This window comes from Vibrio sp. 2-Bac 85 (genome assembly GCF_037546705.1).
GTDB lineage: Bacteria > Pseudomonadota > Gammaproteobacteria > Enterobacterales > Psychromonadaceae > Psychromonas.
Map to the genome: position 1 here is coordinate 84877 of NZ_JALAAB010000012.1, position 22283 is coordinate 107159.

Below are 22283 nucleotides of genomic sequence, written 5' to 3' on the forward strand. Positions count from 1 at the left end.
AGCTGATTTTTAAAATTTTTTATCGGCCTATAAATTTATTGAATGCTGAATTTTTAGTAAAAAGCTAATAATTTCATGTGCTTAGTTGTTTATCTTGATTAATTAAGTTTTCTATGGCTTTAATTTTACCTAAAATTTTAGTGTTATTATCTCTTGCTTGGTTTTGCTTACTCTGAATTTTAGTGACTAATTCAGGAAATTCATCATAGAGCTCTTTGTACGCCTCAGTCTCACCAATGTTTAATAGTAATTCGGCTTTATAAGTATTTAACTTTGCTGTTAATGAATCTTTCCAACCATCGTAATTTGTTGCTTCATAAGATCTTTCAGCAATGTGCTCAATTAACTTTTTGACATCAAATTGAGCTGTTTTACTAAAGCTTGTACCTCTTTTTTTACTAGTTGTTTTTTTCTTCAACCATCCCTTGTTAACAAGTTTTAATAGTTCAGCGTATAGCTTTCGACGAATTATTATAGGGTCTAAAAAAGGATCCTTACTGAGTGCCATATAAGCGGATCTGACATCGCTTGTTGTAAAGTTATTAAAGTTGGGTGCTTTAATTATTTTAATTACCAAACTGTCTATTTTCAAAAGAAATTCCAAACTCTATTAACTAAAAATAAATTGCTCCTATATCGGAGCAATTCTAAGCTTTTTATCTGTGACAATCAAGCTCCGTTATCGGAGCAGGTTGGTTCATGAATATTGTAGGTAAGAACATAAAGAAAATTCGGGAGAAGCGGGGCTGGACCCAAGAGCAGCTTGTGGCTAAGTGTAATCTTAATGACTGGCAAATTAGCAGAAGTACCTTAGCCAAGATCGAATCTAATGTCAGAAGAGTGACAGATATTGAAGTGGAGAAACTATCGTTAGCATTAAAAGTTCCAATCAATGATTTATTCTAAAGTTTAATATCCTAGTTCGTCATTAAAGAGCCTTTAAATATTGCTTAAGTGAAATCTGCATCATAGTGAAAATCTACTAATAGAGACCACTTAATTACAATACTTTAAAAAGCAGCCATACAAAATTTTCTTCTAACGTTTAACTATATTTAGCAACTTATTTTTTTTACTTAAAGTCATTACAATATTATCTTTGAGGCTTTCAGGATATTTATTTACGCCTGTAGATAGAATTATCTGAAAATCGTTTTTTCCACTCAGCTCTGCGATAGTACTTAACATTAGATTTAAGTTATCTAAATCTATTCCATGGGTTTCAGGTGTATCTATTAACAGAAAACGTGGGAAAGGTATATCCTTATCTAAAGACAACTTTAATAAAGATAAATAGTAAAAGAACCGTCTAGGAACCCTTGCACTTGCTTCTTTATACTCGCCATCATTAACAGATGGGATATAGTTTCCTGAGTCGATTTCAGCATTTCTACAACCAACTAAGCAATTGACCATATAATCATTATAAATCTCATTAAATTCAGAAATTCGTTCCAATAATTCATTGGCTGCACTTGCTTGCATTTTTTGTTCATGAAATTTTGCTTTTTCTAAATTTGTTTTTGCTGCGCTAACACTGCTTTGATGTCTAGAAAGTTTTACCTCTAATTTAAGTGCCTGCTTTAGATCATTGACTGATGATTTAAGATCAAATATTTTATCATCTAACTCCTCTACAACATCTTGATTGCTAATCTCTTCTATACGTTCGATTCGGTGATATATTTTTTTTTCTAATTCTGATATTTTATCTATTAGCTCGTCTATAACTCGACAACTTTCTATTAAGTCTTCTTCAATATCCGATATCGCAAGCTTGATAGTCTCTATCGACTTAACCTTAGATGAAAGTAACGCATAATATTCAGATGGTTCGTAAAAATAGCGTTGATACTGTCCTTCTTCTATATCAGAACCACAAATACATTTGTTTTTAGCTCTTTGGACAGTAGTTAAGCAATAAGGGCAGGTGTCACTAGAAAACAAACTCAGTTGTTTATGTGTGTGTAGAATTTTTTCAATTCGAGAGATATCTTCTACTGTTTTGTTATAAACTCTTTTAACGTCTAATTTTTCTTTTAGCAATTCCTTATTATTTCTTTCTTCTTGTTTTAATGATTGATCAAATTTAATTAATTGTCTTTTGTCTTTATCGATTAACTCTATACCAGACGAGGTAATTACCTTCGAGCTATAGTGCTCTTTCTTAAGTGAATTTAACCTTTCAATTTGATTTTGAGTATCTTCTATATTCTTCCTTAAATGGTGCTCATTTATTACTTCCTTAAAACCATTTTCAGATAAAATTTCAGAGACAATAGACTTATATTCATTCAATATTATTCGTTTAGAATCGTAGTCATTTTGCTTGCTTTTAGTAGCTCCAATCGCTGCGTATAGATCTCTTAGGTTTTTCCCAACCAATATCTCGAAAATAGCATTTCTTACTTGTACTGTATCTGCTACGAAACTATTTTTATCGTTAGGCTTATAAATACGTGTACGATCAGGCTCTTGTGAATGATAAATTAATCGAGCTAAATCATAAAAGCCCAACTTAAATGATTTCCCAGCACTAAATAACTCCATAACTGGAATGCCTAACTTCTCCAAGAACCAATCTGAAAAAGTATAAGTATCAGAGTTACTTCTGTTAACAGATAAAGAAGCGGCCTTAAGGTATTCTTCACCATTAATTAAGAAGGCTTCCTCCGATAGTATTTTAATTTTATTTTCTTTGAAGTCACGTACTAGATTAAATGATTGCCCAGATAACTTAACATCAAGTTCCACAAAGTTATTTGTGTCATCAACAATCTCTTTATGCTCTTCTTCACTTCCTTTAACAAATTCATCGACTTTTCCACCTAAAGCAAAATAAATTAGATTAAGTAAAGTAGACTTTCCTGTTCCGTTTGGCCCCTCGATTATAGAGATCGTTTGATCAAACTTAGGAGAAACATAACTATAATTATTACCAAAATAGCTTACTTGATTTATTCTTATTGAACCCATACACGTAGTCCTTTATTGGTGTACACCTTCTCAACAAACGTCTTAAGTCCTATTACTGAGACTCTATTTAAAGACTTTTTTAATTCAGTAATATTATTTAACTCTTTTTCAAAAATATTTTTATCAAAAAAGTCTTTTGGGATATTTTTATTGAGTATTTTAACATTTAGCACTTCAGGTGACTTTGTTTTTACGACCTCAATATACCCTTTAATTTCCATAGTTAACAGTAACTTATATACATCCTTAGTATGAAATTCCCCCTTAGTATATGAGGTGTATAACAAGTCTCGATCCCTTACATTCGCAATATGTGACTCATTATTTGCATTTATAATACTTACAACCGAACTAGAAGAAATAATATGTATTAAATATGACAACTTTCGATGATCATTAAAAATCCGGCTTTTCTTTGCTGAAAACTCATTAAGACAAAGAATTAACAAATAAGTCATATAATAGTAATCTTCACCCGATAAGTGATTAAGCTTTCTTATTTTTTTGTTATCCATTTCTAATACCTATGAAATATCGTCAAAAGCTAAAAAACAATCGTCAAATAAGGATAAAACTATGCCTTTTAAGCTATGACGATCATTGATACGTATTTTGTACGTTTTTTTCCAATCACTTATTTGTTTTTCAGCAATACTTACTATTTCTTCCACAATATGATCTAACTCTTCTTCTGAATGTTTTTTAGTAAAATCTAATGCCAATTGTCCAATAAACTCTTCACCAATCTCAAAAACTTTATATCTTAATGATACATACTCTCTTCCGAACTCAGCACCTGTAATAAGTTTAGAGTTAGTAGCTTGCCGACTTAACCTGCTCAAAGTCTTAGTTGTTATTACGTCAGAAACAGCTTTGTACTTATCTTTCAAGTTACGGGCATCTTCACTATCTAAAGTGGCAAATGCTTTCCAAGCTGGATCGGTTGGCTTGTCATCTTCAATGTTACCACCAACTTTTAAAAAGATATTTTCAATATCAGACGGGTTAATAAAGCGGCCCATCTTACTTTTACTAAATTGTCTTTTTTCAAGAAGTCCTCTGCATGCTTGTAGTATCAGCTCTTCTTTACCTTTATGATGAATTATTGAATAAAAATTCTGACATTCCTTAATTTTTTCAACAGCTGCATTATCTAGGTACTTGTCTGAATCATCGAATACCCACTCAATTTGCGACAAAAAAGTTTGGAATTTCTCATCAGTCCAAGAAGATACCTTTGAAAAAAATCCTGAATATCCTTTAACGTCACCATTTTCATCTAAAACTTTGTACTGTTTCTGGTATTCCTCAAGAAAAAGCACTTTTGATACTTTAATTTCTTCATCACTTAATTCATTACCATTAACTATTTTATGAAGAATTGAATACTCTTTTTCTTTTTTTACATTACTTACGTCAATGCCTAATTCAGCCAATAACTCTTTTCCAAGCTTTTCTTTTGCTACTTTAGCGCAACAATAAACGGAGAATTTAAGGGATCTTTCATCTTCTAGAAACTTCAAATGCTGATCGGCAAAAGCAACAAGTGTATTTTTGATTGCATGACTATTAAAGCTAATAGCCTTTGAATAGGATTTATTTTCTTCTAACTTGTATTGAGCACCACTAGAAGAGTCATGAATTAGCAAAGAGTCTTCTATAAACTCTACCGCGCAATATACTGGTTCATCGCCAAATTGTTTTATGTGTTCAAGTATACGAATAACAGCACGATTTTTCTGAAAATATAGACCTTTCCCTGAAGTTTTTACAGCTTCCCTGTTTGTTGTTTCTACCATAACGTCCATTTATTCTTAGTTAATATTAATGATCTTAGATTCAGTAATAAGTGTAACCGGCTATATATGCGATAAGAAAATAATTATGATAAAGCTACCATATATTACTTATTAAGGTAACGTTAATAAAACCTGTATTTTTAAATGAATGGTGGTTTATTTATCTGAATAAAAATAACTATCTATATTATTTATTTGAGATAAATATTTTATGCTTAAATTTTCTTAACATTATGGTGATCATATCGTCAGGAGGAGAATAAATTAATACCAAGTGATAAAAGGACTGGGTGTTAAATCTAATGATACTTAGCGAGTTATTGAAATTTAATAACTCTACTTCATTAAGCAATCCTTTTTATAGACCAATAAAAAGTTTCAATCTTTATTGTCTTTTTTTGGAAGTGTGATTAATTTAAAGTATGTAAGTTTCAATCTTTATTGTTTCTTTTTGTTTTTATAAAGAGTATTAATAAGGGCTTAAAAGGAAAAAAGTTTCAAACTTTATTGTCTACCTACATTATGATCATAAAAAAACCGACGTTAGTCGGTTTTTTGTTATTAGCGATTCAAGCACTGTTATTCCTATTTTAAAAGCTTAAGTCATATCATTTCGCTTTTTAATATTTGAATCTAAGTTTTACAGCTTATCAATGACATTCATTATTTTATCAACCAAGTCTTGGTTGGTTAATTGGCCATTTTCTAGATCAAAATTATCGTAGAAACTAGGTACTGAAATGGCACCTTTCACCTCGGCTGCAAAAAATGGTGCGGAAGCTTGTGCTGATGCTAATACGCTAGCGGCACCACCAGGGCCCGGTGAAGTTGACAACATAATGACCGGTTTGTTTTGGAATAGTTTTTGATCAATACGAGACGTCCAATCAAATAGATTTTTATAAGCCGCAGTATAAGAACCGTTATGCTCTGCAAAAGAGATAACAATCACATCAGCTTCACCCAATTTTTTATAAAAGGCTTTAGCCAGCGCTGGTTGTCCTAATTCTTTTTCACGGTCTTCATTAAATAGTGGCATTTCATAATCGTTGATATCTAACAACTCTACTTGTGCGTTGTTAATTTGTTTGGCTGTGTAATTAGCTAGCTGTTTGTTAATAGAGCTTTTGCTACTTGTTGCTGCGAATGCGAGTACTTTCATTATTATTTCCTGTTCTTTCTCTCAGTGGATGGATACACTTTAAATTATTATCATTTGTTGAGTAATAGTCGTTTTGTGCATAGATTGTTTCCAAATGACTTGTAGTTGTCTATTTAAATAAAAGGTGATGTGATGGCGAATAAAAGCAAATTATTTGATGGCATGGTTGTTTTTGTTGATGTAGCAAAATTAGGTAGTTTTACCTTAGCTGCAGAGAATAGTGGACATTCCACCTCTTACATTAGTAAAGAAGTGAATAAGTTAGAAGCGCGTTTGGGTATTCGCCTATTACATAGAACCACACGATCCTTGAGTTTAACGCAGGAAGGTGAGTTGTATTTTCAATTGTGCCAGCAACTCATTGAAGATGCCGAACAAGCAGAAAATAGTATTAGTGGTAATCAAGGGGAGCCTAGAGGAAAGCTACGCATAAGTTGTCCTATCTCCTATGGTTTGTCTAACCTGAGTCCTGTCTTGAGTCGATTTACTGAAAAGCATCAAAAAATCCAACTTGAGTTAGAACTAAATGATAGAAAAGTAGACCTTATCGCCGATGGTTTTGATGTCGTGATCAGAGCCTCTACGCAGCTCGAAGACTCTAGTTTAATTAGTCGCAGGGTGAGTCAATCAGAAGCTTTAGTATTAGCTTCTCCTCGCTATTTAGCGAAACACGGTACCCCAAAACACCCCTATGATTTAGATCGTCATAAAATCATCAGTTATAGTAATTTGAAGCAACCTAATATTTGGCTATTCCGTGATCATCAAGGAGAAACCATTCAGGTTCATGTTGAAAGTCATGTACTAACCAATAATGCGACCTTGGAAATAGACCTAGCCGTTGCCGATCAAGGCATTATTCGCGTGCCACAATTTGCCTTAAAAGATGAAGTGGAAACAGGGAAATTAGTAGAGATTTTCTATGATTGGCCTAAGCCGCCAATAGGGGTTTATGTGGTTTACCCGAGTAGAAAGCATATGTCAGCCAAGGTACGTAGTTTTATTGACTTTGTGATCGCAGAGCTAGGAGACTAGATTAATTATTTATTCATCAAGGATATTAAATATAAAACCTCGGTGGTGACCGAGGTTTTAAAGTTATATTAATAAGTTATTATACTTTTTTCTTTTTTCGAGAAAAACCAAGTCCAGCCAAACCTAAGCCCAGAAGAACAATGCTAATTGGCTCCGGTACAGAAACTACATTAGACAACCAAACGTAATTAACATAACTATTATTCAACCCATCATTAACATATGCAGAGTGCGCTGTGTTAGAACCACCCGGATTAGCATATCCATCTCCATTGACATCAAGAGAATAATTTTCATTAAACTCCATACCTGAATGCTCCCCCCAACCATCATACCAGCCTGTATGAGTAATATCTGCATAGTTAAATGATTGAAAAGTTGATATGTAATAGTCAGATGAGTTACCACCAAAAATTAAAGCTGCTGCATCTGTTGCTGAATACACATCTGGATTTGCTGACCAGCTCGGTCCATCATTAACCTCATAAGAGCCTACATAAGTAGGTATTGCTTGCACGTTTAAAGAGGCTGTAATAAGTGCAATTGAAGCGATTAGTTTTTTCATTTTTATTTCCTTCCTTGAATGTCACTACCCTTAAGCAAGTAATGCGCCAAAAATATAACCAATTGGTTTTATTCCTTATTAGGTATTTTTAAGAAGGTGTAGATGATTAACTTGTAAATTTATTCGACAAATTATTTTGGTTTATTTGTTAAATGTAATAAGAATAGAAGATTTACGATCTGATGATATGCTTGCCTGAACCCTTATTAAGGTTTTGTTTTTTGGTTGATTTTTTATTGTTACAAATATCTAGTTGAAGACTGGCTCTTATTTAGCATCTATATTTAATTATTAATGAAATAATTTTTATCAATGTCAGGTCTACTTCCTTATATCAATATAGGTTTTTATTCATTGATGGCGTTTATTTACAATAATTTGAATCCAAAAAATTCAACAAGGCGATATTTTATGAAAAAAATATTAGGGTTAGTTTTATCAACATCGATGCTTTTTTATGTGTCATTAGCAAATGCGGATAAAGCCGTATTAGCGGGTGGTTGTTTTTGGTGTATGGAATCTGATTTTGAAAAATTACCGGGGGTGACTAATGTTGTGTCTGGTTTTACTGGTGGCACGTTAGATAACCCAACTTATCGAGGCAATCATCAAGGGCATTATGAAGCCGTTGAAATTACTTATGATGCCAAGCAAGTGAGCTATCAACAGATATTAGATCATTACTGGGTAAATATTGACCCCTTTGATGGAAGAGGGCAATTTTGTGATAAAGGCGAAAGTTATTTAAGTGCTGTTTTTGTTGCAAACGAACAGGAGCGAGCATTGGCTGAAAAATCTAAACAGGCAGTGATTGCTGAATTCCCTAAGCAAAAAGTTGTAACACCTATTTTAGATAGCAGTACTTTTTATCCTATTAAAGGAGCTGAAAGCTACCATCAGGATTATTATAAAAATAGTCCGATACGTTACAAAGCTTATCGTTGGAACTGTGGGCGAGACCAACGCTTAAAAGAGATTTGGGGTGATCGCGCTACCCATGGCTAATCTGATGTTGCTAATTGATAGCTGCACTTGAATTAATAAAGCAATGAATTAATAGAAAACGATGAAAACGGCTAACTCAATTGAGTAGCCGTTTTTTGTTTTTAGTGGCAAAAATAAAGTAATAATATCTATTACTTATAACCATCCGTTATATCAAGCACCGTTAAAATAGTTATGACTATTATAATCTTTATTGTATCATCTTATTTAGACGTCTATACGGCCATTTATTTAAAGGAACTGAAAATGTTTAATAAGAAAATCTCAAGGTTATTTTATCTTTTACCCCTAGTGTTTGGATTAGCTGCCTGTGGGCAAGAAGAAAACACTGAAGTGATTAAAGTAGGCGCAACCGTTGGTCCTCATGCTGAAGTTATTGAAGCTGTCGCTATTGAAGCGGCTAAGCAAGGTTTGAACGTTGAAGTTGTCATATTTTCTGATTATATCACGCCTAATGCTGCGTTAGCGGATGGTAGCCTGGACCTTAACAGTTACCAGCACCAACCTTTCATGAGTAACTTTAATAGTAACAGCGAGCAAAAAATTGTTTCTATCGGTCATTCTATTTTAATGCGTATGGGTATTTACTCGACTAAGTACAAGTCGATCAATGATTTACCTGACAACGCAAAAATTTCAATTCCTAACGATCCAACCAATGGTGGTCGTGGTTTACTGTTATTAGCTGATGCAAAACTGATCACGTTAAAGCCAGATGCTGGTGCAAAAACGACGGTTTACGATATTGTTGAAAATCCTAAAAACTTTCAATTTATTGAAGTGGAAGCGGCACAATTACCACGTACTTTAGATGATGTTGATGCATCGGTTATTACTATGAATTACGTTATGTCTTCAGGTTTAAATCCTGCTGAACAAGGTATTTATTTAGAAGCGAAAGATGCGGAATTTGCTGTGATGAATGTTGCTGCGCGTGTACAAGATAAAGACAATGCAACTTATAAGAAGTTTGTTAAGATTCTTCAATCTGAAGCAACACGTCAATTTTTAGATAAAACATACAAAGGCACGATTGAAGCTGCGTTTTAACCTATCAAGATAAGCACAAATAATCACTGGCTAACACTTCAAAGCCAGTGATTCCTACCTCCTGTAACTAACCTTCTGTTCGTGTTATTTTTATGCTGTAATGCATTAAAATGGTAACTGCGTATTAAGATAAGTAATCGTTTCAACCTCTGTGCTGATTTAAAACATGAGTTCATGAGTATTAATGCCTTTGATAGCAACCTCTGATAGCTTTGTGCTTAATAAAATGATCAATTCTTTAGACGAATTGCCCTGATATAAATGAAAAATTAAAAGAGATTAAAATGAACGATTTACGCTCAAACTTGAGTTTATCTATTGAAGATGATGCAGCAAAAACCAGTGCGCTAATTGGTTATGGTTTGATGATTCTGGGTATGTTTACCGGCATATTTTGGTTAATCGGTGCTATTTGGGTAATGGTTAAAAGAGAAGATGCACGGGGTACTTTGTTTGAAGATCACTATACCAATATTATGAGTACGTTTTGGTGGGTATTAGCCTGGTCAGTAGTGGGAGTGATATTAGCTTTCTTTGTTGTGGGTTATTTTGTTTTGTTTGTGACTTGGGTGTGGTCTATTTATCGCATTATTAATGGCTTAGCTAAAATCACTTCCAATAAACCTTATACAGCTTAGTTAGAGAACCTATGAATTATCATTACCTGCCTATATATTTGGCTATTGTAGGTTTAGCTGTTTCTTATTTTCTTGGATACATGCCACTCTTCATTTTTGTTGTTTTTGCGGTTGCTAGCCTAGTGACTTATTTCATTTATGCAAAAGATAAAAAAGCAGCGCGTCTTAATCGATGGCGAACGCCTGAAAAAACCTTACACTTTTGTTCTATTTTATGTGGTTGGCCGGGGGCAATTATCGCGCAACAGAGGTTACGCCATAAAAGCCAAAAGCAATCTTTTAGAGTGATGTTTATGTTCACGCTGTTGCTAAATGTTGCGCTTATTGCCAGCCTACATACAGTACAAGGTGCGACTTTATTACGTCAATTTACTCATCAATTACAAAGTCATGTGATCATTCATATCCACCAGCCACAGCTTCAACAAACGTTATCATTGCTATTAGCCTTTCGAACTGATGATTACATTTATAAGCAAAGTGATACGTTTTATATTCGTGAAAGCCGCATAAAATAACGTGGTATTGCCTTGTCGCTCGTTTTTCTTGCTGCTAACAATTTCTAGCTGGTGGATGTCATCCTATAATCCAAATTTTTCACTGTGCGGACGTGATTCGGGTTAGATCATGATATATTCAGGCATAATTTTTATATCAAAAGCACTGGAGGAAAGATGTTACGTCTCGCTATTATTGGTACCAACTGGATCACTGAACGTTTTGTCGAAGCTGCGATAGCATCTCAAGAGTTTGAATTAACAGCAGTGTATTCTCGAGATACAAAGCGTGCACAGGCATTCTCTGCTCCTTTCAATGGTGCAGCTGTTAGTTTTACTGATTTAACAGAAATGGCTAAAAGCGATGCCTTTGATGCCATCTATATTGCTAGCCCAAACTCACTACATTACGAACAAAGTATTCTGATGCTAGAGAATGGCAAACATGTCATTTGCGAAAAACCTGTGGCTTCCAATATAACCCAAGCTGAACATATGTTCGAGGTTGCTGAAAAAAACAATGTAGTATTGTTTGAAGCATTTAAAACTGAATATCTACCTAACTTCGCTTTAATCACTGAACACTTACCTAAATTAGGTCGCTTACATAAAGTCAGCATTAACTACTGCCAATACTCATCTCGTTATCAGCGTTATCTTGATGGAGAAAATCCAAATACCTTTAATCCTGCTTTTTCCAATGGTTCAATTATGGATATTGGTTTTTATTGTGTATCCAGTGTTGTTGCTTTGTTCGGTGAGCCATTAAAAATAAAAGCGAGTGCGCATTTACTTGACTCGGGTGTCGATGCACATGGAGCTGCTATTTTTTATTATCCTGATTTCGAAGTGGTGATCCGCCATTCTAAAGTCTCTGATTCAACGTTACCAAGTGAGTTACAAGGAGAGGCGGGAGTGATGTTAGTTCCGCATATTTCTGAGTGTGATCATATTTCTCTACAGCGTCGAGGAGAAGCAGTGCAAGAGTTTAAAGTTGCACAGGTTGAAAATACTATGACCTATGAAGCGAGTTTTTTTGCTCAGCAAATTAAACAGGGCAAATTATGTGAAAAAGCCAAGGCAAGAGCATTGAGTGTTTCTCGTATGACAACTGAGATCCGCCGCCAAACAGGGGTTGTATTTCCAGCTGATAAAATTAATTAAGTTTATTAGCGAGAAACATAACTCTCTACTAAACGGAAAGAATAGACTCCGTTGGCAGTAACGAAAAAAGGCAGATAATGGGAACATTATCTGCCTTTTATGATTTAGCTTATACGCTAAGTTTTATGCGCTTGCTGAAGTCAGCTGTTTTGCTTTACGTGCAATGCGCATTTTTTTCAATGTAACACAAACTAAGGCTGTCACGACTGTGCCCGTTGCCATACATATAATCGCCATCACTGGTTTGTTCATTGCGCCAAGTAAGACGACAACTGGCCCGCCATGAGCAACACTGTTGGTGATACCAAAGGAGAAAGCCATTACTGCGCCGACCATTGAGCCTAGTACGTTGGCAGGAATGACTGATAGAGGATCCTGCGCTGCAAAAGGGATTGCACCTTCAGAGATACCAACGAGACCCATCGCACCGGCTGCTTTACCCGCTTCGATTTCACTGTCTTCAAATATTTCTAGTTTACGGCCAATCACGGTGGCTAATGCCATACCCAGTGGAGCAATTGGAATAGCGACTGCCATTGCACCCATAAACTGAGTTTGGCCGCTTGCGATCATGCCTACGGAGAAGAGGAAAGCCACTTTGTTAAATGGTCCACCCATATCAAAGCCTGCCATGCCGCCTAATACAATGCCTAATAAAACGACATTACCGGTACTCATTTCAGTGAGGACTGCGTTTAACCATTCCATTAAATTGGCAATAGGTGCACCAATAACAAAAATAAATAACGAAGCGATAAAGACGGTACCTAAAATGGGCGCGATCATAATCGGTACAAGTGGCGCAACCATTTTGTGGTACTCACGTGTTGCAATAAAGCGCACAAAGTAACCCACTAATAGGCCTGCGACAATGGCTCCGATGAACCCAGTTCCTGCCGAAGCATCGTAAAACGAACCATTGTTAGCAATCCAACCACCAATGAACCCTGGAGCAAGCGCTGCACGATCGCCAATGGCATAGGCAATGTAACCGGCCAAAATAGGTATCATAAGGGTAAAGGCAACGACACCTACATTAAGTACTTGATTCCATAAACTGCCTTCAGGAATTTGCATGCCATTAGCTGTCGGCTCTCCCCCCAAAGCAAGCGATAGCGCAATCATTAAACCGCCGGTGACCACAAATGGGATCATATGCGATACACCATTCATTAAATAACGATAAAGGTTAGATCTACCTGAAGTTGCAGAGGAATTGTTTTGTGATGAGTTTTTTGAGTCAGCTTGGTAAGCAGGTGCATCCAATGCTTGTTGAATAACTGCTTTACCATTACTAATCGGCGCTTTGACTGGGGTTTGAATGAGCTTTTTACCATCAAAGCGAGTCATATCAACCTGCTTATCACTACTTACAACAATCGCCACAGCGCGTTCAATTTCTTCTGCTGTCGGTGCGTTTTTTACGCCAATAGAACCATTGGTCTCTACTTTAATTTCGTACCCCATTTGTGCCGCTGCTTTTTCTAATGCTTCCGCTGCTAAATAGGTGTGAGCAATGCCAGTTGGGCAACCCGTTACACCAATAATGAAGCCTTTATCCAAGGCGACTTTATCGGTTATTTCTTTTTTCTCTAATAATAAAGCGAGTGCCTGTTTAGTTGATGTCGCTTTATGCATTGCATCAATAAACCCATCTTCAATTAATTTAGAGGAGAGTTCTGCTAAGACTTCTATGTGATGATCAAAACCACCATCGGGAGAAGCTATCATGAAAAATAGTGTTGAATTTTTACCATCTTCAGCACCGTATTCAATACCTGATTTACTAATACCAATGGCTACAGCTGGTTCAATGACTGCCGAGCTTTTAGCATGAGGTATCGCAACACCTTCTTCAAAACCAGTATTATCGATTGCTTCACGGGCATAGACATCTTTTAAAAAGCTATCTCGGTCGCTCAGTTTGCCTTGTTTGGCTAATAGCTCGACCATCTCATTTAGTACTTCATCTTTAGTTGTGGCTTTAAGATTTAAGCATATCAACTTTTCATTAATCATTTGAGTAATCATGACTGCACCTCCTCTGTGTAAAATATTGTTTTAGTTTATGGAGGCAATTGTTGGATATTTTACGGAGAAAAAATAGTGTACAGTCAATCCATTTACTGGATTATTGTACCCTAAATATCCCTTTGTGAAGTGGGTCACTAGGTTAATCTATGTGCAACAAATACTAGGGGTTATTATATTGATATTGCACCTAAACTTATTTCCGTTGACGATAAAAGTGAATAATAACCATGAGCCAAGTATTTATTAATGTATTAGAAGGTGTGTTGTCTGAAATAGATCAGTTTAATCGTGTGTGGTTTGCCAGTGACCATTCAACGCCGCCTTCATTTAGTTATCAGGTCAATTTTCCGCGTATGGAATTTGTTATCACTGGTGAGTACATTAATAAAATTGAAGATCCTGAATTTGGCCTGACTGAGGTGAAAATATTACCTGGAGATATTTTATATATTCCACCTAATAGTTGGAATAAACCTGAGTGGAATAGCGACTGTAGTGTGCTTAGTTTATTATTTGGTAAGCGTCAGTTAGGATTTAGTTTGGTGCAAAAGCGCAAAGGGGAAGAGGCCTTTTTTGATGTGCAAAAGTATAGCCTGCAAACTCGTACGGGCCATGCCTTGGATCATATTTTAAATGCGTTAAATACCTTAGCAAAAGAGAAAATTCAGCATCCAACGGGTGGGCATTTATTGATGGCCCTTATGACTTATTGTCATGGTATGTTGCTATCCCCTGAGAGCGCTAATCAAGGACGCAGTGAAGATTTGTATCAGGGAGTCTGTATTTATATTCAAGAAAATTTTCATCGCCATATTAGTCGCGATAATATCGCTCATCATTTTAATGTTAGCCCCAATCATCTATCGCGTTTATTTCGTCAACAAGGGCACATGCGCTTGGCTGATTACATTACATGGGTGCGTTTAGAGCGTGCTAAATTTATGTTAACACGCTATTCCTTTCGACTTAGTGAAGTTGCATTACGTTGCGGGTTTAATGATGTTAACTATTTCTATCGTGTATTTAAAAGTAAATTAGGGCGTACACCGAGTGAATTTAGGGCGATCTACAGTGATCAACAACGGCCCTCTTAATTCTGGTTAATGCTAGGTGAAATAAGGTCAGAGGGTTATCGATATTGTTCGGTAGACTGCTCAGTAGGTTGCATGAAACAAGTTAAAATAGCTTGTAATTGATGACCCATATAATGATAAGTAATAAACTGTTTTTTATCAGCATTGAGTAAGTTAACTGCTAAATGCCGTACCGCTAAAATAGCCTCTTTAGTGCAAGGTTTAGGTAATAGCAACGCTACGATATGAGTCACTCCACCATGTGCTGACTGCCAGCCAATGGCTGCTTTGGAGGTTAAACAAATCATCATTGGTTGATCGATATATTCACTCACTATATGCGGTAGGGCAATGCCTCCTGCCATATCGGTTGAGGACAATTTTTCCCTTTGTATGAGTTGTAACTCTATTTTTTTATAGTGTTTGATGGAAGCCATTTTAGCGATCAGTTTAAGGATGCGTGCTTTATCGACTATGGTGGCATCTTTAGCAAAGGGCATAACGTGGTAACGGTGTTTGGCGCTCATTTTATTGGGGACTGAGAAGTGATGAAACTGAAAGTTATCATGGCGAATTGGCGAATTTGAATGGAGCGTTGCCGTGTATGTATCTGCTACCAATACACAGTATTGTTGTAAATATAACTTGAGTGCGTCAACCTGAGTTTGTAGATTCTCCCCAATAAGAAAAATTTGGCATAGTTCAAAGGGCTTAAAAGCGAGGCTAAGTGCTGACAACTGGTGTTGTACATTAACTCGCTGTAACGTATCTATTTTGATTAACTCAGCAGCGCCTTGTATGTCACGTAAGCGGTGGTTAATACCCTTAATTAACCAAGCTGTGAGTCCACTTTCCCCTAAATACAGAGTAATACGTATTGTTGACATGATGACTAACTGATTTGCTTGATACAATCTTGAATGACTTTATTTGGGTCAGTTAAGACTTCAACTATTGTTGTGTTAATTACTTGATATTGTTGGAAGCGTTCAGCATTTTCAATGTTGATATCGGACGCAATCAGTATCAGATCTGCTTGGTGAATATCTTGATGGGTTAATTGATTTTCAATACCCATTGCTCCTTGGGTTTCGACTTGTATTTGGATACCAAAACTGGCTGCAGATTTGATTAAAGCTTCTGCCGCCATATAAGTATGTGCAATGCCTGTTGGGCATGCCGTAACCGCCACCATTCTCATCTTATTTTCCTGAATTGATTTTTATTAAGGTTTACTGATTTTTTGAAAAAAACATTAACTGGGAGCTTAAGGCTTGAGAGGTGTTTATTCAATCATGTAGAGGTCTAGTTATGAAGAACATCACTAGACCTTATAAATCATTACTATTAAAGCTGCTCAATGCATTGTGGAATGCTAACCCCTTTTAAAAAACACTGTTTTATTTGCTGCTCTTGTTGCTCAGATAAAATAATAGGTGGTTGATGAGGGCGCTCTGATTTGACTCGTGAATCATGACGAGCAAGGTGTCGAATGACACGGCGGCGATATATCGCTAAGCGATTATATTGCACAATGAAACCTGATATAGCAAAGATCAAACACCCACAAATAATATAAAAAATTAGCATGTTGTCCTCCTGTTTTACCGTTCTATCAATTTTATCGTTATGTCATTATATTGTCACCATCAGTCTACTTTGCTTTGTTGCACATTGACAAATTAATCGTATAGATAATAAAAATACGTTACTTAGTAAGCCCCTAAATAATACCCTAAACAATACCGTTGACTTAGTTCGCAATTACAATATTTAATAGCAAGGCATAACCTGTAAAATATGTTATATATCATTTATCTATAGTGCTGTTTAACACTGTTTATTATTACCACCTTTGCAGTTATGAAAACTTATTTCAATGGGCTTTTTCAAGCCAAATTATTACATTAAAGCTTACTTAAAGGACCTGCTATGCCTGTCGCGAGTGTTTTACGATTAATTTTATTAGCCTCTATTTGGGGCGGCTCATTTTTGTTTATGCGCCTGACTGCAAATAGTTTAGGTCCTGCGATGTTAGTTGAAGGAAGAGTATTAGCGGCGGCATTATTTTTGTTGTTAATGAGCCTCTATCTTGGTCGAAAATTACAGTTTATTTCTTATATTAAACATTTTTTTATTATTGGTGCCTTTAATAGTGCCTTCCCTTTTCTAATGTTTGCTTATGCAGCACAAACTTTAAATGCATCGACACTTGCGATTATTAACTCAACAGCACCATTATTTGGTGCTGTGATAGCAAGTTTGTGGCAAAGAGAACGTTTACCGTTAAAAGCAGGTCTAGGTTTGCTAGTGGGTATGTTGGGTGTCTCGGTATTGGTTGGTCAGCAAGCAATGGCACTTGGTGAACAGGGATTACTGGCTATCGCGGCCTGTTTGCTGGCCGCTTTAATGTATGGGTTTTCTGCAAATTATACTAAGGTTGCACCTGCGGTAGCGCCGTTTGAAAATGCACATGGCAGCATGTGGGCATCCGTGATTATTGTTTTACCATTGCTTCCTTTTATACCTATTAGAGATCCTATTACTTTACCTATTAGTCTTTCAGTATTAGTGCTTGGTGTTATCTGCACAGGTATTGCGTATTTATTATATTTTAAATTAGTGAAAGACGATGGTCCTGCATCGGCATTATCGGTGACTTTTTTAGTGCCGCTGTTTGGTATTTTATGGGGGCGTTTATTCTTAGGGGAAGCGATTGGGTTGAATACGTTATTAGGTGCAATATTAGTGATCACAGGTACCGTGTTAGTGACAGGATTTTCATTTAAGAAGGCGTTACGCAAGGCTCATTAGCAGTATTAATGGAGTACTTACAAAGGTTCAAGTACTCCATTGCTATAATTTAAATAGCTATAATCTAAATAGCTTTAAAGCTTACTTGGTATTTACCTAGATCTTGATACTTAATTTCTGTTGTATCAATAGGTACTTCTATCGCACCGGCATAAGAACCAGTAATGATAGCTTGTCCTTTTTTGAAGCTGACACCTCTATCTCGCATGAAATTAATTAACCAATAAACTGGTTTATGTGCAGACAGGTTAGGGTGCTTACCATCGTAATTTTTTGTTTCAGGTTGTCCAGTGGCTGCAATTGTAGTGATATCAATATTGATTTCAGAGGTTTGGTAAGCTTGTTCTTTACTGATTTCAGGTCCAATAAATATGCCTTGGTTAAGTAGGCAATCGGCTAAATTATCAAAGAAAACAAGGTCATCATTAGGGCTGTAACGGCGTTGCAACAACTCAAGTGCCATATGGCAAGATACAATGGCATCATCGATTTCTTGTTCAGTATAATCTTGATCTCGAGCTGGTAAGTCTTGACCTAGGATAAATGCTATTTCAGGCTCAATTAAAGTCTTGCCTGGTTGTGTTGGTTGTACTAAACACTCTGCGCCTTGTTGTACAGTACCTTCTAATACAGGTGCAACCACCATTTGCTCAGGGTTTAATGGCACTAAACATTTCCACCCCTCTATTTTAGATCCGTTTTCTTTAACCGTTGCCATTTGTATTGCGAGTGCATCATCTAGGTTAGTTGGACGACAATCAGCGTTTAACATTTCACCTCTGTGATTATTTTTACGTCTTGCTAATAGTTCCTGTGCAGCTTTGATACAAGCTTGATTGCTTAATGTTTGATTATTGTTGTCAGTCATCTTCAGTCTCTTGTTAGTTACGGCTGTTGCCAGATTAAAAGGAGTTACTCTTCAATAATATTAACGTAAATTTATTGAAAAGTTAGTATTTGTATTATTATATGCTCGCTGTGTCACTTTACATGGAAAATATTCCAATGCGTAAGGTGTCGCCTGATGATGAATCTATCAGATCACAGAGATAGCTTTTAATTTTATTCAATATATTTTGGCGAACAGATTGTGATTTAATGTTTGTAACAGATTAATGAAGCCACTTCATATGACTTTAATTTGAAATTAAAGGGGTGAAGTTAATACTTTGGAGTTTAAGCTTTGAAGTTAAAAGTGGAAAAGTAGCGGTGTGTTTTTATTTGTATCTGCAGCTTATATAAAACGCTTAACATTTTTTATCAGGATAGGTTCAACATTGAAGTGCATAAAGACTATTCGCCTACCTTATTATCAAGGATCTAGCAGAATAGTCTTTTAGAAATGCATTTTAATTGTAGTTAGTATGTCGAAGCATGAATGCTGTGCCTTTAATGGTATGGCTTTAATTTTTCGACGACTCTTCTTCGATTAATATTTGCGTTGCTTGAATATTATGCTGTTGTAAAAAGCCTAATAACTGCACCATATACTGCACATCAGCCGTTTTATCCGCTGCAATAACCCATTGTGTTGCAGGTTTTTCCTTCGTGATTTTAATTAACTTTTGTTGGAACGTTGGCCAATCTGCTTGTGCTACCCCATCAATCGCCCAGTGTGGTGCTTGATGAAGTAAATTAATGGTAACCGCCTTATCATCAACCACTTGGCTAGCACTGCTATCTGTAGTTGGTAAGTCAACTTCTAATGACTGCAATTTAATATTTGCTGAGAGCATTAAAAATACCATCACAATAAAAATAATATCGAGTAATGGAGTGAGATCAACTTGAAATGATTGTTGATCATTGGCTCGTTGACTTCTAATCACGAGTTAACTTCCTGCGTTGTTGCGATAGTTGTTTTTGCAGTACGTTTTTGCTCAGGAAAACTAACGCCTTGTAACCAAAGGTTACAAAAATTGAGTGTAAATTCTAAACGATAAGTTACTTTATTTGCCCATAACCCTAATAGCTGCGCGCCACAAATAGCAGGTAACGCAATTAATAAACCCGCGGCTGTGGTGCGCATTGCAATGCCTAATCCATCAGCCAAATCATTGGGAGTGACTGAGCCTGTGGTTAAAGCTATGGCTTTAAACATCTCAATTAAACCTAATACGGTACCTAATAAACCCAGTAATGGGCTGATCACGCCAATCAAGGCTAATAGCTTTAATCCGCTGTGTAACTCTTGACGCTTATCTTGTACCCAAATGCTGGCAGTATCTTCACGCAATTGTTGGCTAAAGTGTTGATGCGCAAAAAGCATTGCGATACCACGTTTAGCAAGATTTTTTTCTGTTTTTAGTTGTACGCTAAGTGATTGTAATTGTTCGCTTTTCTTTGGGTCATGGCCTTTCAATAATTGTGTGATTTCTTTTTTGCTTAATGAACCAAAGCTTAATAATTTTAATAATCGTTCACTTATGATCATTAACGTTAAAATCGAGCAAATTAATAATGGCCAAGTCATTAAACCAAGTTGTTGTTGTATTAAATTAAATAAAGTCATGATTAATCCAATTGAAAGCTAATAGGGACATAAATACGATGTGCAACAGTTTTCCCGTTGACACTATGAGGTGAAAATCTCCATTTTTTAATGGCTTTTAAAGCTGCAAGATCAAGTACTTTTGCGCCTGAAGAATCTTTTAATAACAATTTAACTTGTTTACCTTTCTCATCTAACCACACCTCGTAAGTGACCGTGCCTTCGATCCCCTTTCTTTTTGCTAAACGAGGATATCTAGGTGGTTTAGGTTTACTTAAAAAACGACTTTTTTGTATTAGCTGAGGTTTACCCTGTAAACCATTGTCAGTTTTTACAACTTGTTTCGCATTGATTGTCTGCTTTGCTTTTGGTGCTGCCGTTGGTTGTTCTATCTGTTTTGTTTCTTTCTTTGCCGCCGCAGTCGCGGTTGGTTTGTTAGACTGTTGTATTTTTTTCTTTGGTTTCTTTACTGGTGCCGCTTGCTTCTTTACTTTTTGGATCGCTTTAGGAACCTGTTTTTTCTCTTTTTTAGTCACGCTCTTTTCTTTAACGATGCGCTTCTTAACTGTCTTTTTGACCACTGGTTTGGGTTTCGCTACTGTAGGTGCTGCTTCTTTTACTGGAACTGGTGGAGTTTCTGTTTGAACGGGTGTTGTTTCAACCTTTTTAGGAGTTGCTTTTGGGGTACTAAAACTAATGCTAACACTTTGCGATTGTTGGCTCATAGGTTGCGCCATTACTGGCTGATCAAACAGTGGGGCAAAAATTAAAGCATGAATCGCGACAGACAATATTCCAGCACTTAGGTAACGAAACATAACGATATAACTCCAATATAAAAATTCTATTCAGTAACAGGACTCATTATCAATTAAATTAACAATGAGATCAATTATCATTTGTATTAAGTTTATATTTTTATTAAGATACATTTTTTTGATGATAATAGTTATCATCTAATGGTTGGTTTTATTTGTACTTTGGATAAAAAGGAGACAGATTGTTTCACTGTTTTGCATAATGAAGGCTGATTGATTTTTTTAAAGGTACCTAGGCAGAATTGGAAAATGTAATATACCTATTACCAATCAAAATATATGGAATTGGAACATGGAGTATTCAATTTTCAGCTAAGGTGGCATGTAATGAAACAATCGATTATAAATCAGTCGGCGTTAAATGAAGGAATATTAAATAAATCTCAAGCTGATCTGCTTGTAGAGGCTGAAATTCTAGATTTTATAAACGGTAAAAAAACGCTGCAACTAGCGACCGTTGATGTAAAGGCTAAACCTAATGCGAGCTATGCGCCTTTTGTTTACTTTGAGCAGAGTTTTTATGTATTGATTTCGGAATTGGCTCGACATACACAAAATATATTAAACAACCCCAATGCTTCTTTGATGTTAATTGAAGAAGAATCGAAAGCTAAGAACTTATATGCAAGAGTACGCTTAACCTTTGATGCTGATGCCATGATCGTTTCACGTGAAACGCAACAGTGGCAAGATGTAATTGAATTGATGATTAACAGGCTAGGCGACACGGTACAGGGGCTGAGTCAATTCAAAGACTTTCATTTGGTGAAGCTGAAAGTAGAGCAGGGCCTTTATGTGAAAGGATTTGGTCAGGCTTATCAAGTGTTAGCTAATGATTTAGCTAATCAAACTCATATTAACAAAGGGCACAGTAGTGCTTAATGAAGAGTTGTTAGTTTTCATTGAATCATTTTTCGCTTATTGATGACCACTCAGTCATTCCAGTTACTTGCTTGCAGGGGACTTAAGTCCTTAAGTTCTCTGTGAGCCTCCTCTTTATCTTTAATATCCATTATTTAAAAGTGACACTCTTTTTTACACCTTCCTAGAAAATTAACGTGATTAATTATTCGCACTGTTTTTAGTTACGTCTTGCCTTGCTGTGCAAGCTAACGACTGAATAAAGCATCTCGATTCATAACTGGTATAGTTAACCAAGTGT

24 protein-coding genes are annotated in these 22283 nt (G+C 35.9%); 10 read left to right on the forward strand and 14 right to left on the reverse strand.

Annotated features, from left to right (window positions below; genetic code table 11):
• Window positions 1-73 precede the first annotated feature (73 nt).
• Window positions 74-592, reverse strand: coding sequence for a VspR family transcription factor (locus MT390_RS13185; RefSeq protein WP_499441583.1), 519 nt, complete (start codon window positions 590-592; stop codon window positions 74-76).
• A 107-nt stretch (window positions 593-699) separates the two neighbouring features.
• Between MT390_RS13185 and MT390_RS13190 the strand changes: the two genes are divergently transcribed.
• Window positions 700-906 carry a helix-turn-helix domain-containing protein gene (locus MT390_RS13190; RefSeq protein WP_499441584.1) on the forward strand — a complete coding sequence of 69 codons (207 nt, stop codon included), beginning with the start codon at window positions 700-702 and terminating at the stop codon, window positions 904-906.
• A gap of 132 nt (window positions 907-1038) precedes the next feature.
• Here the strand turns inward: MT390_RS13190 and MT390_RS13195 are convergent, their stop codons facing one another.
• From MT390_RS13195 to MT390_RS13210, 4 genes are all read right to left on the reverse strand, one after another.
• Entirely contained in the window at window positions 1039-2976 is a 1938-nt protein-coding gene (locus MT390_RS13195; protein ID WP_499441585.1) for an AAA family ATPase, read from the reverse strand.
• Window positions 2964-3491, reverse strand: a complete 528-nt coding sequence (locus tag MT390_RS13200; RefSeq protein WP_499441587.1) for a hypothetical protein — start codon at window positions 3489-3491, stop codon at window positions 2964-2966. The genes MT390_RS13195 and MT390_RS13200 overlap by 13 nt, the downstream gene beginning before the upstream one ends.
• Window positions 3492-3500: 9 nt before the next feature.
• Window positions 3501-4775 carry a hypothetical protein gene (locus MT390_RS13205; RefSeq protein WP_499441589.1) on the reverse strand — a complete coding sequence of 425 codons (1275 nt, stop codon included), beginning with the start codon at window positions 4773-4775 and terminating at the stop codon, window positions 3501-3503.
• Window positions 4776-5415: 640 nt separating this feature from the next.
• Window positions 5416-5937, reverse strand: a complete 522-nt coding sequence (locus MT390_RS13210; RefSeq protein ID WP_499441590.1) for an NADPH-dependent FMN reductase — start codon at window positions 5935-5937, stop codon at window positions 5416-5418.
• Between the two features lie 132 nt (window positions 5938-6069).
• On the opposite strand from MT390_RS13210, the gene MT390_RS13215 reads away from it, so the two are divergent.
• Complete coding sequence (locus MT390_RS13215; RefSeq protein ID WP_499441592.1) at window positions 6070-6972, forward strand: LysR family transcriptional regulator; 903 nt, start codon at window positions 6070-6072, stop codon at window positions 6970-6972.
• Between the two features lie 79 nt (window positions 6973-7051).
• On the opposite strand, the gene MT390_RS13220 is transcribed toward MT390_RS13215, so the two are convergent.
• A complete protein-coding gene (locus tag MT390_RS13220) occupies window positions 7052-7537 on the reverse strand; it encodes a PEP-CTERM sorting domain-containing protein (RefSeq protein ID WP_299666966.1) in 486 nt (161 codons plus the stop codon).
• Between the two features lie 411 nt (window positions 7538-7948).
• On the opposite strand from MT390_RS13220, the gene msrA reads away from it, so the two are divergent.
• The 5 genes from msrA (at window position 7949) to MT390_RS13245 (ending at window position 11891) form a co-directional block, all read left to right on the forward strand.
• Window positions 7949-8542, forward strand: a complete 594-nt coding sequence (gene msrA / locus MT390_RS13225; protein ID WP_499441594.1) for a peptide-methionine (S)-S-oxide reductase MsrA — start codon at window positions 7949-7951, stop codon at window positions 8540-8542.
• 246 nt (window positions 8543-8788) lie between these two features.
• Complete coding sequence (locus tag MT390_RS13230) at window positions 8789-9592, forward strand: MetQ/NlpA family ABC transporter substrate-binding protein (protein WP_166372610.1); 804 nt, start codon at window positions 8789-8791, stop codon at window positions 9590-9592.
• Between the two features lie 284 nt (window positions 9593-9876).
• Window positions 9877-10230: a DUF4870 family protein gene (locus MT390_RS13235; protein WP_028869333.1), complete on the forward strand. Its 354-nt coding sequence runs from the start codon at window positions 9877-9879 to the stop codon at window positions 10228-10230.
• 11 nt (window positions 10231-10241) lie between these two features.
• Window positions 10242-10748 carry a DUF1294 domain-containing protein gene (locus tag MT390_RS13240; RefSeq protein WP_299666973.1) on the forward strand — a complete coding sequence of 169 codons (507 nt, stop codon included), beginning with the start codon at window positions 10242-10244 and terminating at the stop codon, window positions 10746-10748.
• 156 nt (window positions 10749-10904) lie between these two features.
• Window positions 10905-11891: a Gfo/Idh/MocA family protein gene (locus tag MT390_RS13245; protein ID WP_499441596.1), complete on the forward strand. Its 987-nt coding sequence runs from the start codon at window positions 10905-10907 to the stop codon at window positions 11889-11891.
• 123 nt (window positions 11892-12014) lie between these two features.
• Here the strand turns inward: MT390_RS13245 and MT390_RS13250 are convergent, their stop codons facing one another.
• Complete coding sequence (locus tag MT390_RS13250) at window positions 12015-13922, reverse strand: PTS fructose transporter subunit IIABC (RefSeq protein WP_166372613.1); 1908 nt, start codon at window positions 13920-13922, stop codon at window positions 12015-12017.
• A gap of 230 nt (window positions 13923-14152) precedes the next feature.
• Between MT390_RS13250 and MT390_RS13255 the strand changes: the two genes are divergently transcribed.
• Window positions 14153-15019 (forward strand): helix-turn-helix transcriptional regulator, encoded by an 867-nt coding sequence (locus MT390_RS13255; RefSeq protein WP_166372614.1) that lies wholly within the window; start codon window positions 14153-14155, stop codon window positions 15017-15019.
• 35 nt (window positions 15020-15054) lie between these two features.
• Here the strand turns inward: MT390_RS13255 and MT390_RS13260 are convergent, their stop codons facing one another.
• The 3 genes from MT390_RS13260 to MT390_RS13270 form a co-directional block, all read right to left on the reverse strand.
• Window positions 15055-15885, reverse strand: coding sequence for a PTS sugar transporter subunit IIA (locus MT390_RS13260; RefSeq protein WP_499441597.1), 831 nt, complete (start codon window positions 15883-15885; stop codon window positions 15055-15057).
• Window positions 15886-15890: 5 nt separating this feature from the next.
• On the reverse strand, window positions 15891-16199 hold the full coding sequence (locus MT390_RS13265) for a PTS fructose transporter subunit IIB (protein WP_166372616.1): 309 nt from the start codon (window positions 16197-16199) through the stop codon (window positions 15891-15893).
• Between the two features lie 146 nt (window positions 16200-16345).
• On the reverse strand, window positions 16346-16588 hold the full coding sequence (locus MT390_RS13270; RefSeq protein WP_499441600.1) for a hypothetical protein: 243 nt from the start codon (window positions 16586-16588) through the stop codon (window positions 16346-16348).
• A 342-nt stretch (window positions 16589-16930) separates the two neighbouring features.
• Here MT390_RS13270 and MT390_RS13275 point away from each other — a divergent pair, with 342 nt between their 5' ends.
• Window positions 16931-17812, forward strand: a complete 882-nt coding sequence (locus MT390_RS13275; RefSeq protein ID WP_166372618.1) for a DMT family transporter — start codon at window positions 16931-16933, stop codon at window positions 17810-17812.
• Window positions 17813-17876: 64 nt separating this feature from the next.
• Here MT390_RS13275 and MT390_RS13280 read toward each other — a convergent pair whose 3' ends face one another.
• From MT390_RS13280 to MT390_RS13295, 4 genes are all read right to left on the reverse strand, one after another.
• Entirely contained in the window at window positions 17877-18680 is an 804-nt protein-coding gene (locus MT390_RS13280; protein WP_499441602.1) for a hydratase, read from the reverse strand.
• Between the two features lie 535 nt (window positions 18681-19215).
• The gene (locus MT390_RS13285; RefSeq protein ID WP_166372620.1) at window positions 19216-19641 is read right to left on the reverse strand and encodes a biopolymer transporter ExbD; all 426 of its coding nucleotides are present in this window, start codon (window positions 19639-19641) and stop codon (window positions 19216-19218) included.
• The gene (locus MT390_RS13290) at window positions 19638-20324 is read right to left on the reverse strand and encodes a MotA/TolQ/ExbB proton channel family protein (RefSeq protein ID WP_499441603.1); all 687 of its coding nucleotides are present in this window, start codon (window positions 20322-20324) and stop codon (window positions 19638-19640) included. The genes MT390_RS13285 and MT390_RS13290 overlap by 4 nt, the downstream gene beginning before the upstream one ends.
• A gap of 2 nt (window positions 20325-20326) precedes the next feature.
• Window positions 20327-21121 carry an energy transducer TonB gene (locus MT390_RS13295; RefSeq protein ID WP_499441605.1) on the reverse strand — a complete coding sequence of 265 codons (795 nt, stop codon included), beginning with the start codon at window positions 21119-21121 and terminating at the stop codon, window positions 20327-20329.
• 327 nt (window positions 21122-21448) lie between these two features.
• Between MT390_RS13295 and MT390_RS13300 the strand changes: the two genes are divergently transcribed.
• Window positions 21449-22003: a pyridoxamine 5'-phosphate oxidase family protein gene (locus MT390_RS13300; RefSeq protein WP_499441607.1), complete on the forward strand. Its 555-nt coding sequence runs from the start codon at window positions 21449-21451 to the stop codon at window positions 22001-22003.
• Window positions 22004-22283: the final 280 nt, after the last annotated feature.

Excerpts from the sequence above, each read along its gene's own strand:
- MT390_RS13295 (WP_499441605.1), bottom strand. The coding sequence starts at position 21,121 with ATGTTTCGTTACCTAAGTGCTGGAATATTGTCTGTCGCGATTCATGCT.
- MT390_RS13205 (WP_499441589.1), bottom strand. The coding sequence starts at position 4,775 with ATGGTAGAAACAACAAACAGGGAAGCTGTAAAAACTTCAGGGAAAGGT.
- MT390_RS13255 (WP_166372614.1), top strand. The coding sequence starts at position 14,153 with ATGAGCCAAGTATTTATTAATGTATTAGAAGGTGTGTTGTCTGAAATA.
- MT390_RS13235 (WP_028869333.1), top strand. The coding sequence starts at position 9,877 with ATGAACGATTTACGCTCAAACTTGAGTTTATCTATTGAAGATGATGCA.
- MT390_RS13200 (WP_499441587.1), bottom strand. The coding sequence starts at position 3,491 with ATGGATAACAAAAAAATAAGAAAGCTTAATCACTTATCGGGTGAAGAT.
- MT390_RS13290 (WP_499441603.1), bottom strand. The coding sequence starts at position 20,324 with ATGACTTTATTTAATTTAATACAACAACAACTTGGTTTAATGACTTGG.
- MT390_RS13270 (WP_499441600.1), bottom strand. The coding sequence starts at position 16,588 with ATGCTAATTTTTTATATTATTTGTGGGTGTTTGATCTTTGCTATATCA.
- MT390_RS13280 (WP_499441602.1), bottom strand. The coding sequence starts at position 18,680 with ATGACTGACAACAATAATCAAACATTAAGCAATCAAGCTTGTATCAAA.
- MT390_RS13195 (WP_499441585.1), bottom strand. The coding sequence starts at position 2,976 with ATGGGTTCAATAAGAATAAATCAAGTAAGCTATTTTGGTAATAATTAT.
- MT390_RS13300 (WP_499441607.1), top strand. The coding sequence starts at position 21,449 with ATGAAACAATCGATTATAAATCAGTCGGCGTTAAATGAAGGAATATTA.
- MT390_RS13245 (WP_499441596.1), top strand. The coding sequence starts at position 10,905 with ATGTTACGTCTCGCTATTATTGGTACCAACTGGATCACTGAACGTTTT.
- MT390_RS13260 (WP_499441597.1), bottom strand. The coding sequence starts at position 15,885 with ATGTCAACAATACGTATTACTCTGTATTTAGGGGAAAGTGGACTCACA.
- MT390_RS13275 (WP_166372618.1), top strand. The coding sequence starts at position 16,931 with ATGCCTGTCGCGAGTGTTTTACGATTAATTTTATTAGCCTCTATTTGG.
- MT390_RS13215 (WP_499441592.1), top strand. The coding sequence starts at position 6,070 with ATGGCGAATAAAAGCAAATTATTTGATGGCATGGTTGTTTTTGTTGAT.
- MT390_RS13240 (WP_299666973.1), top strand. The coding sequence starts at position 10,242 with ATGAATTATCATTACCTGCCTATATATTTGGCTATTGTAGGTTTAGCT.
- MT390_RS13230 (WP_166372610.1), top strand. The coding sequence starts at position 8,789 with ATGTTTAATAAGAAAATCTCAAGGTTATTTTATCTTTTACCCCTAGTG.
- MT390_RS13210 (WP_499441590.1), bottom strand. The coding sequence starts at position 5,937 with ATGAAAGTACTCGCATTCGCAGCAACAAGTAGCAAAAGCTCTATTAAC.
- MT390_RS13265 (WP_166372616.1), bottom strand. The coding sequence starts at position 16,199 with ATGAGAATGGTGGCGGTTACGGCATGCCCAACAGGCATTGCACATACT.
- MT390_RS13220 (WP_299666966.1), bottom strand. The coding sequence starts at position 7,537 with ATGAAAAAACTAATCGCTTCAATTGCACTTATTACAGCCTCTTTAAAC.
- MT390_RS13190 (WP_499441584.1), top strand. The coding sequence starts at position 700 with ATGAATATTGTAGGTAAGAACATAAAGAAAATTCGGGAGAAGCGGGGC.
- MT390_RS13250 (WP_166372613.1), bottom strand. The coding sequence starts at position 13,922 with ATGATTACTCAAATGATTAATGAAAAGTTGATATGCTTAAATCTTAAA.
- msrA (WP_499441594.1), top strand. The coding sequence starts at position 7,949 with ATGAAAAAAATATTAGGGTTAGTTTTATCAACATCGATGCTTTTTTAT.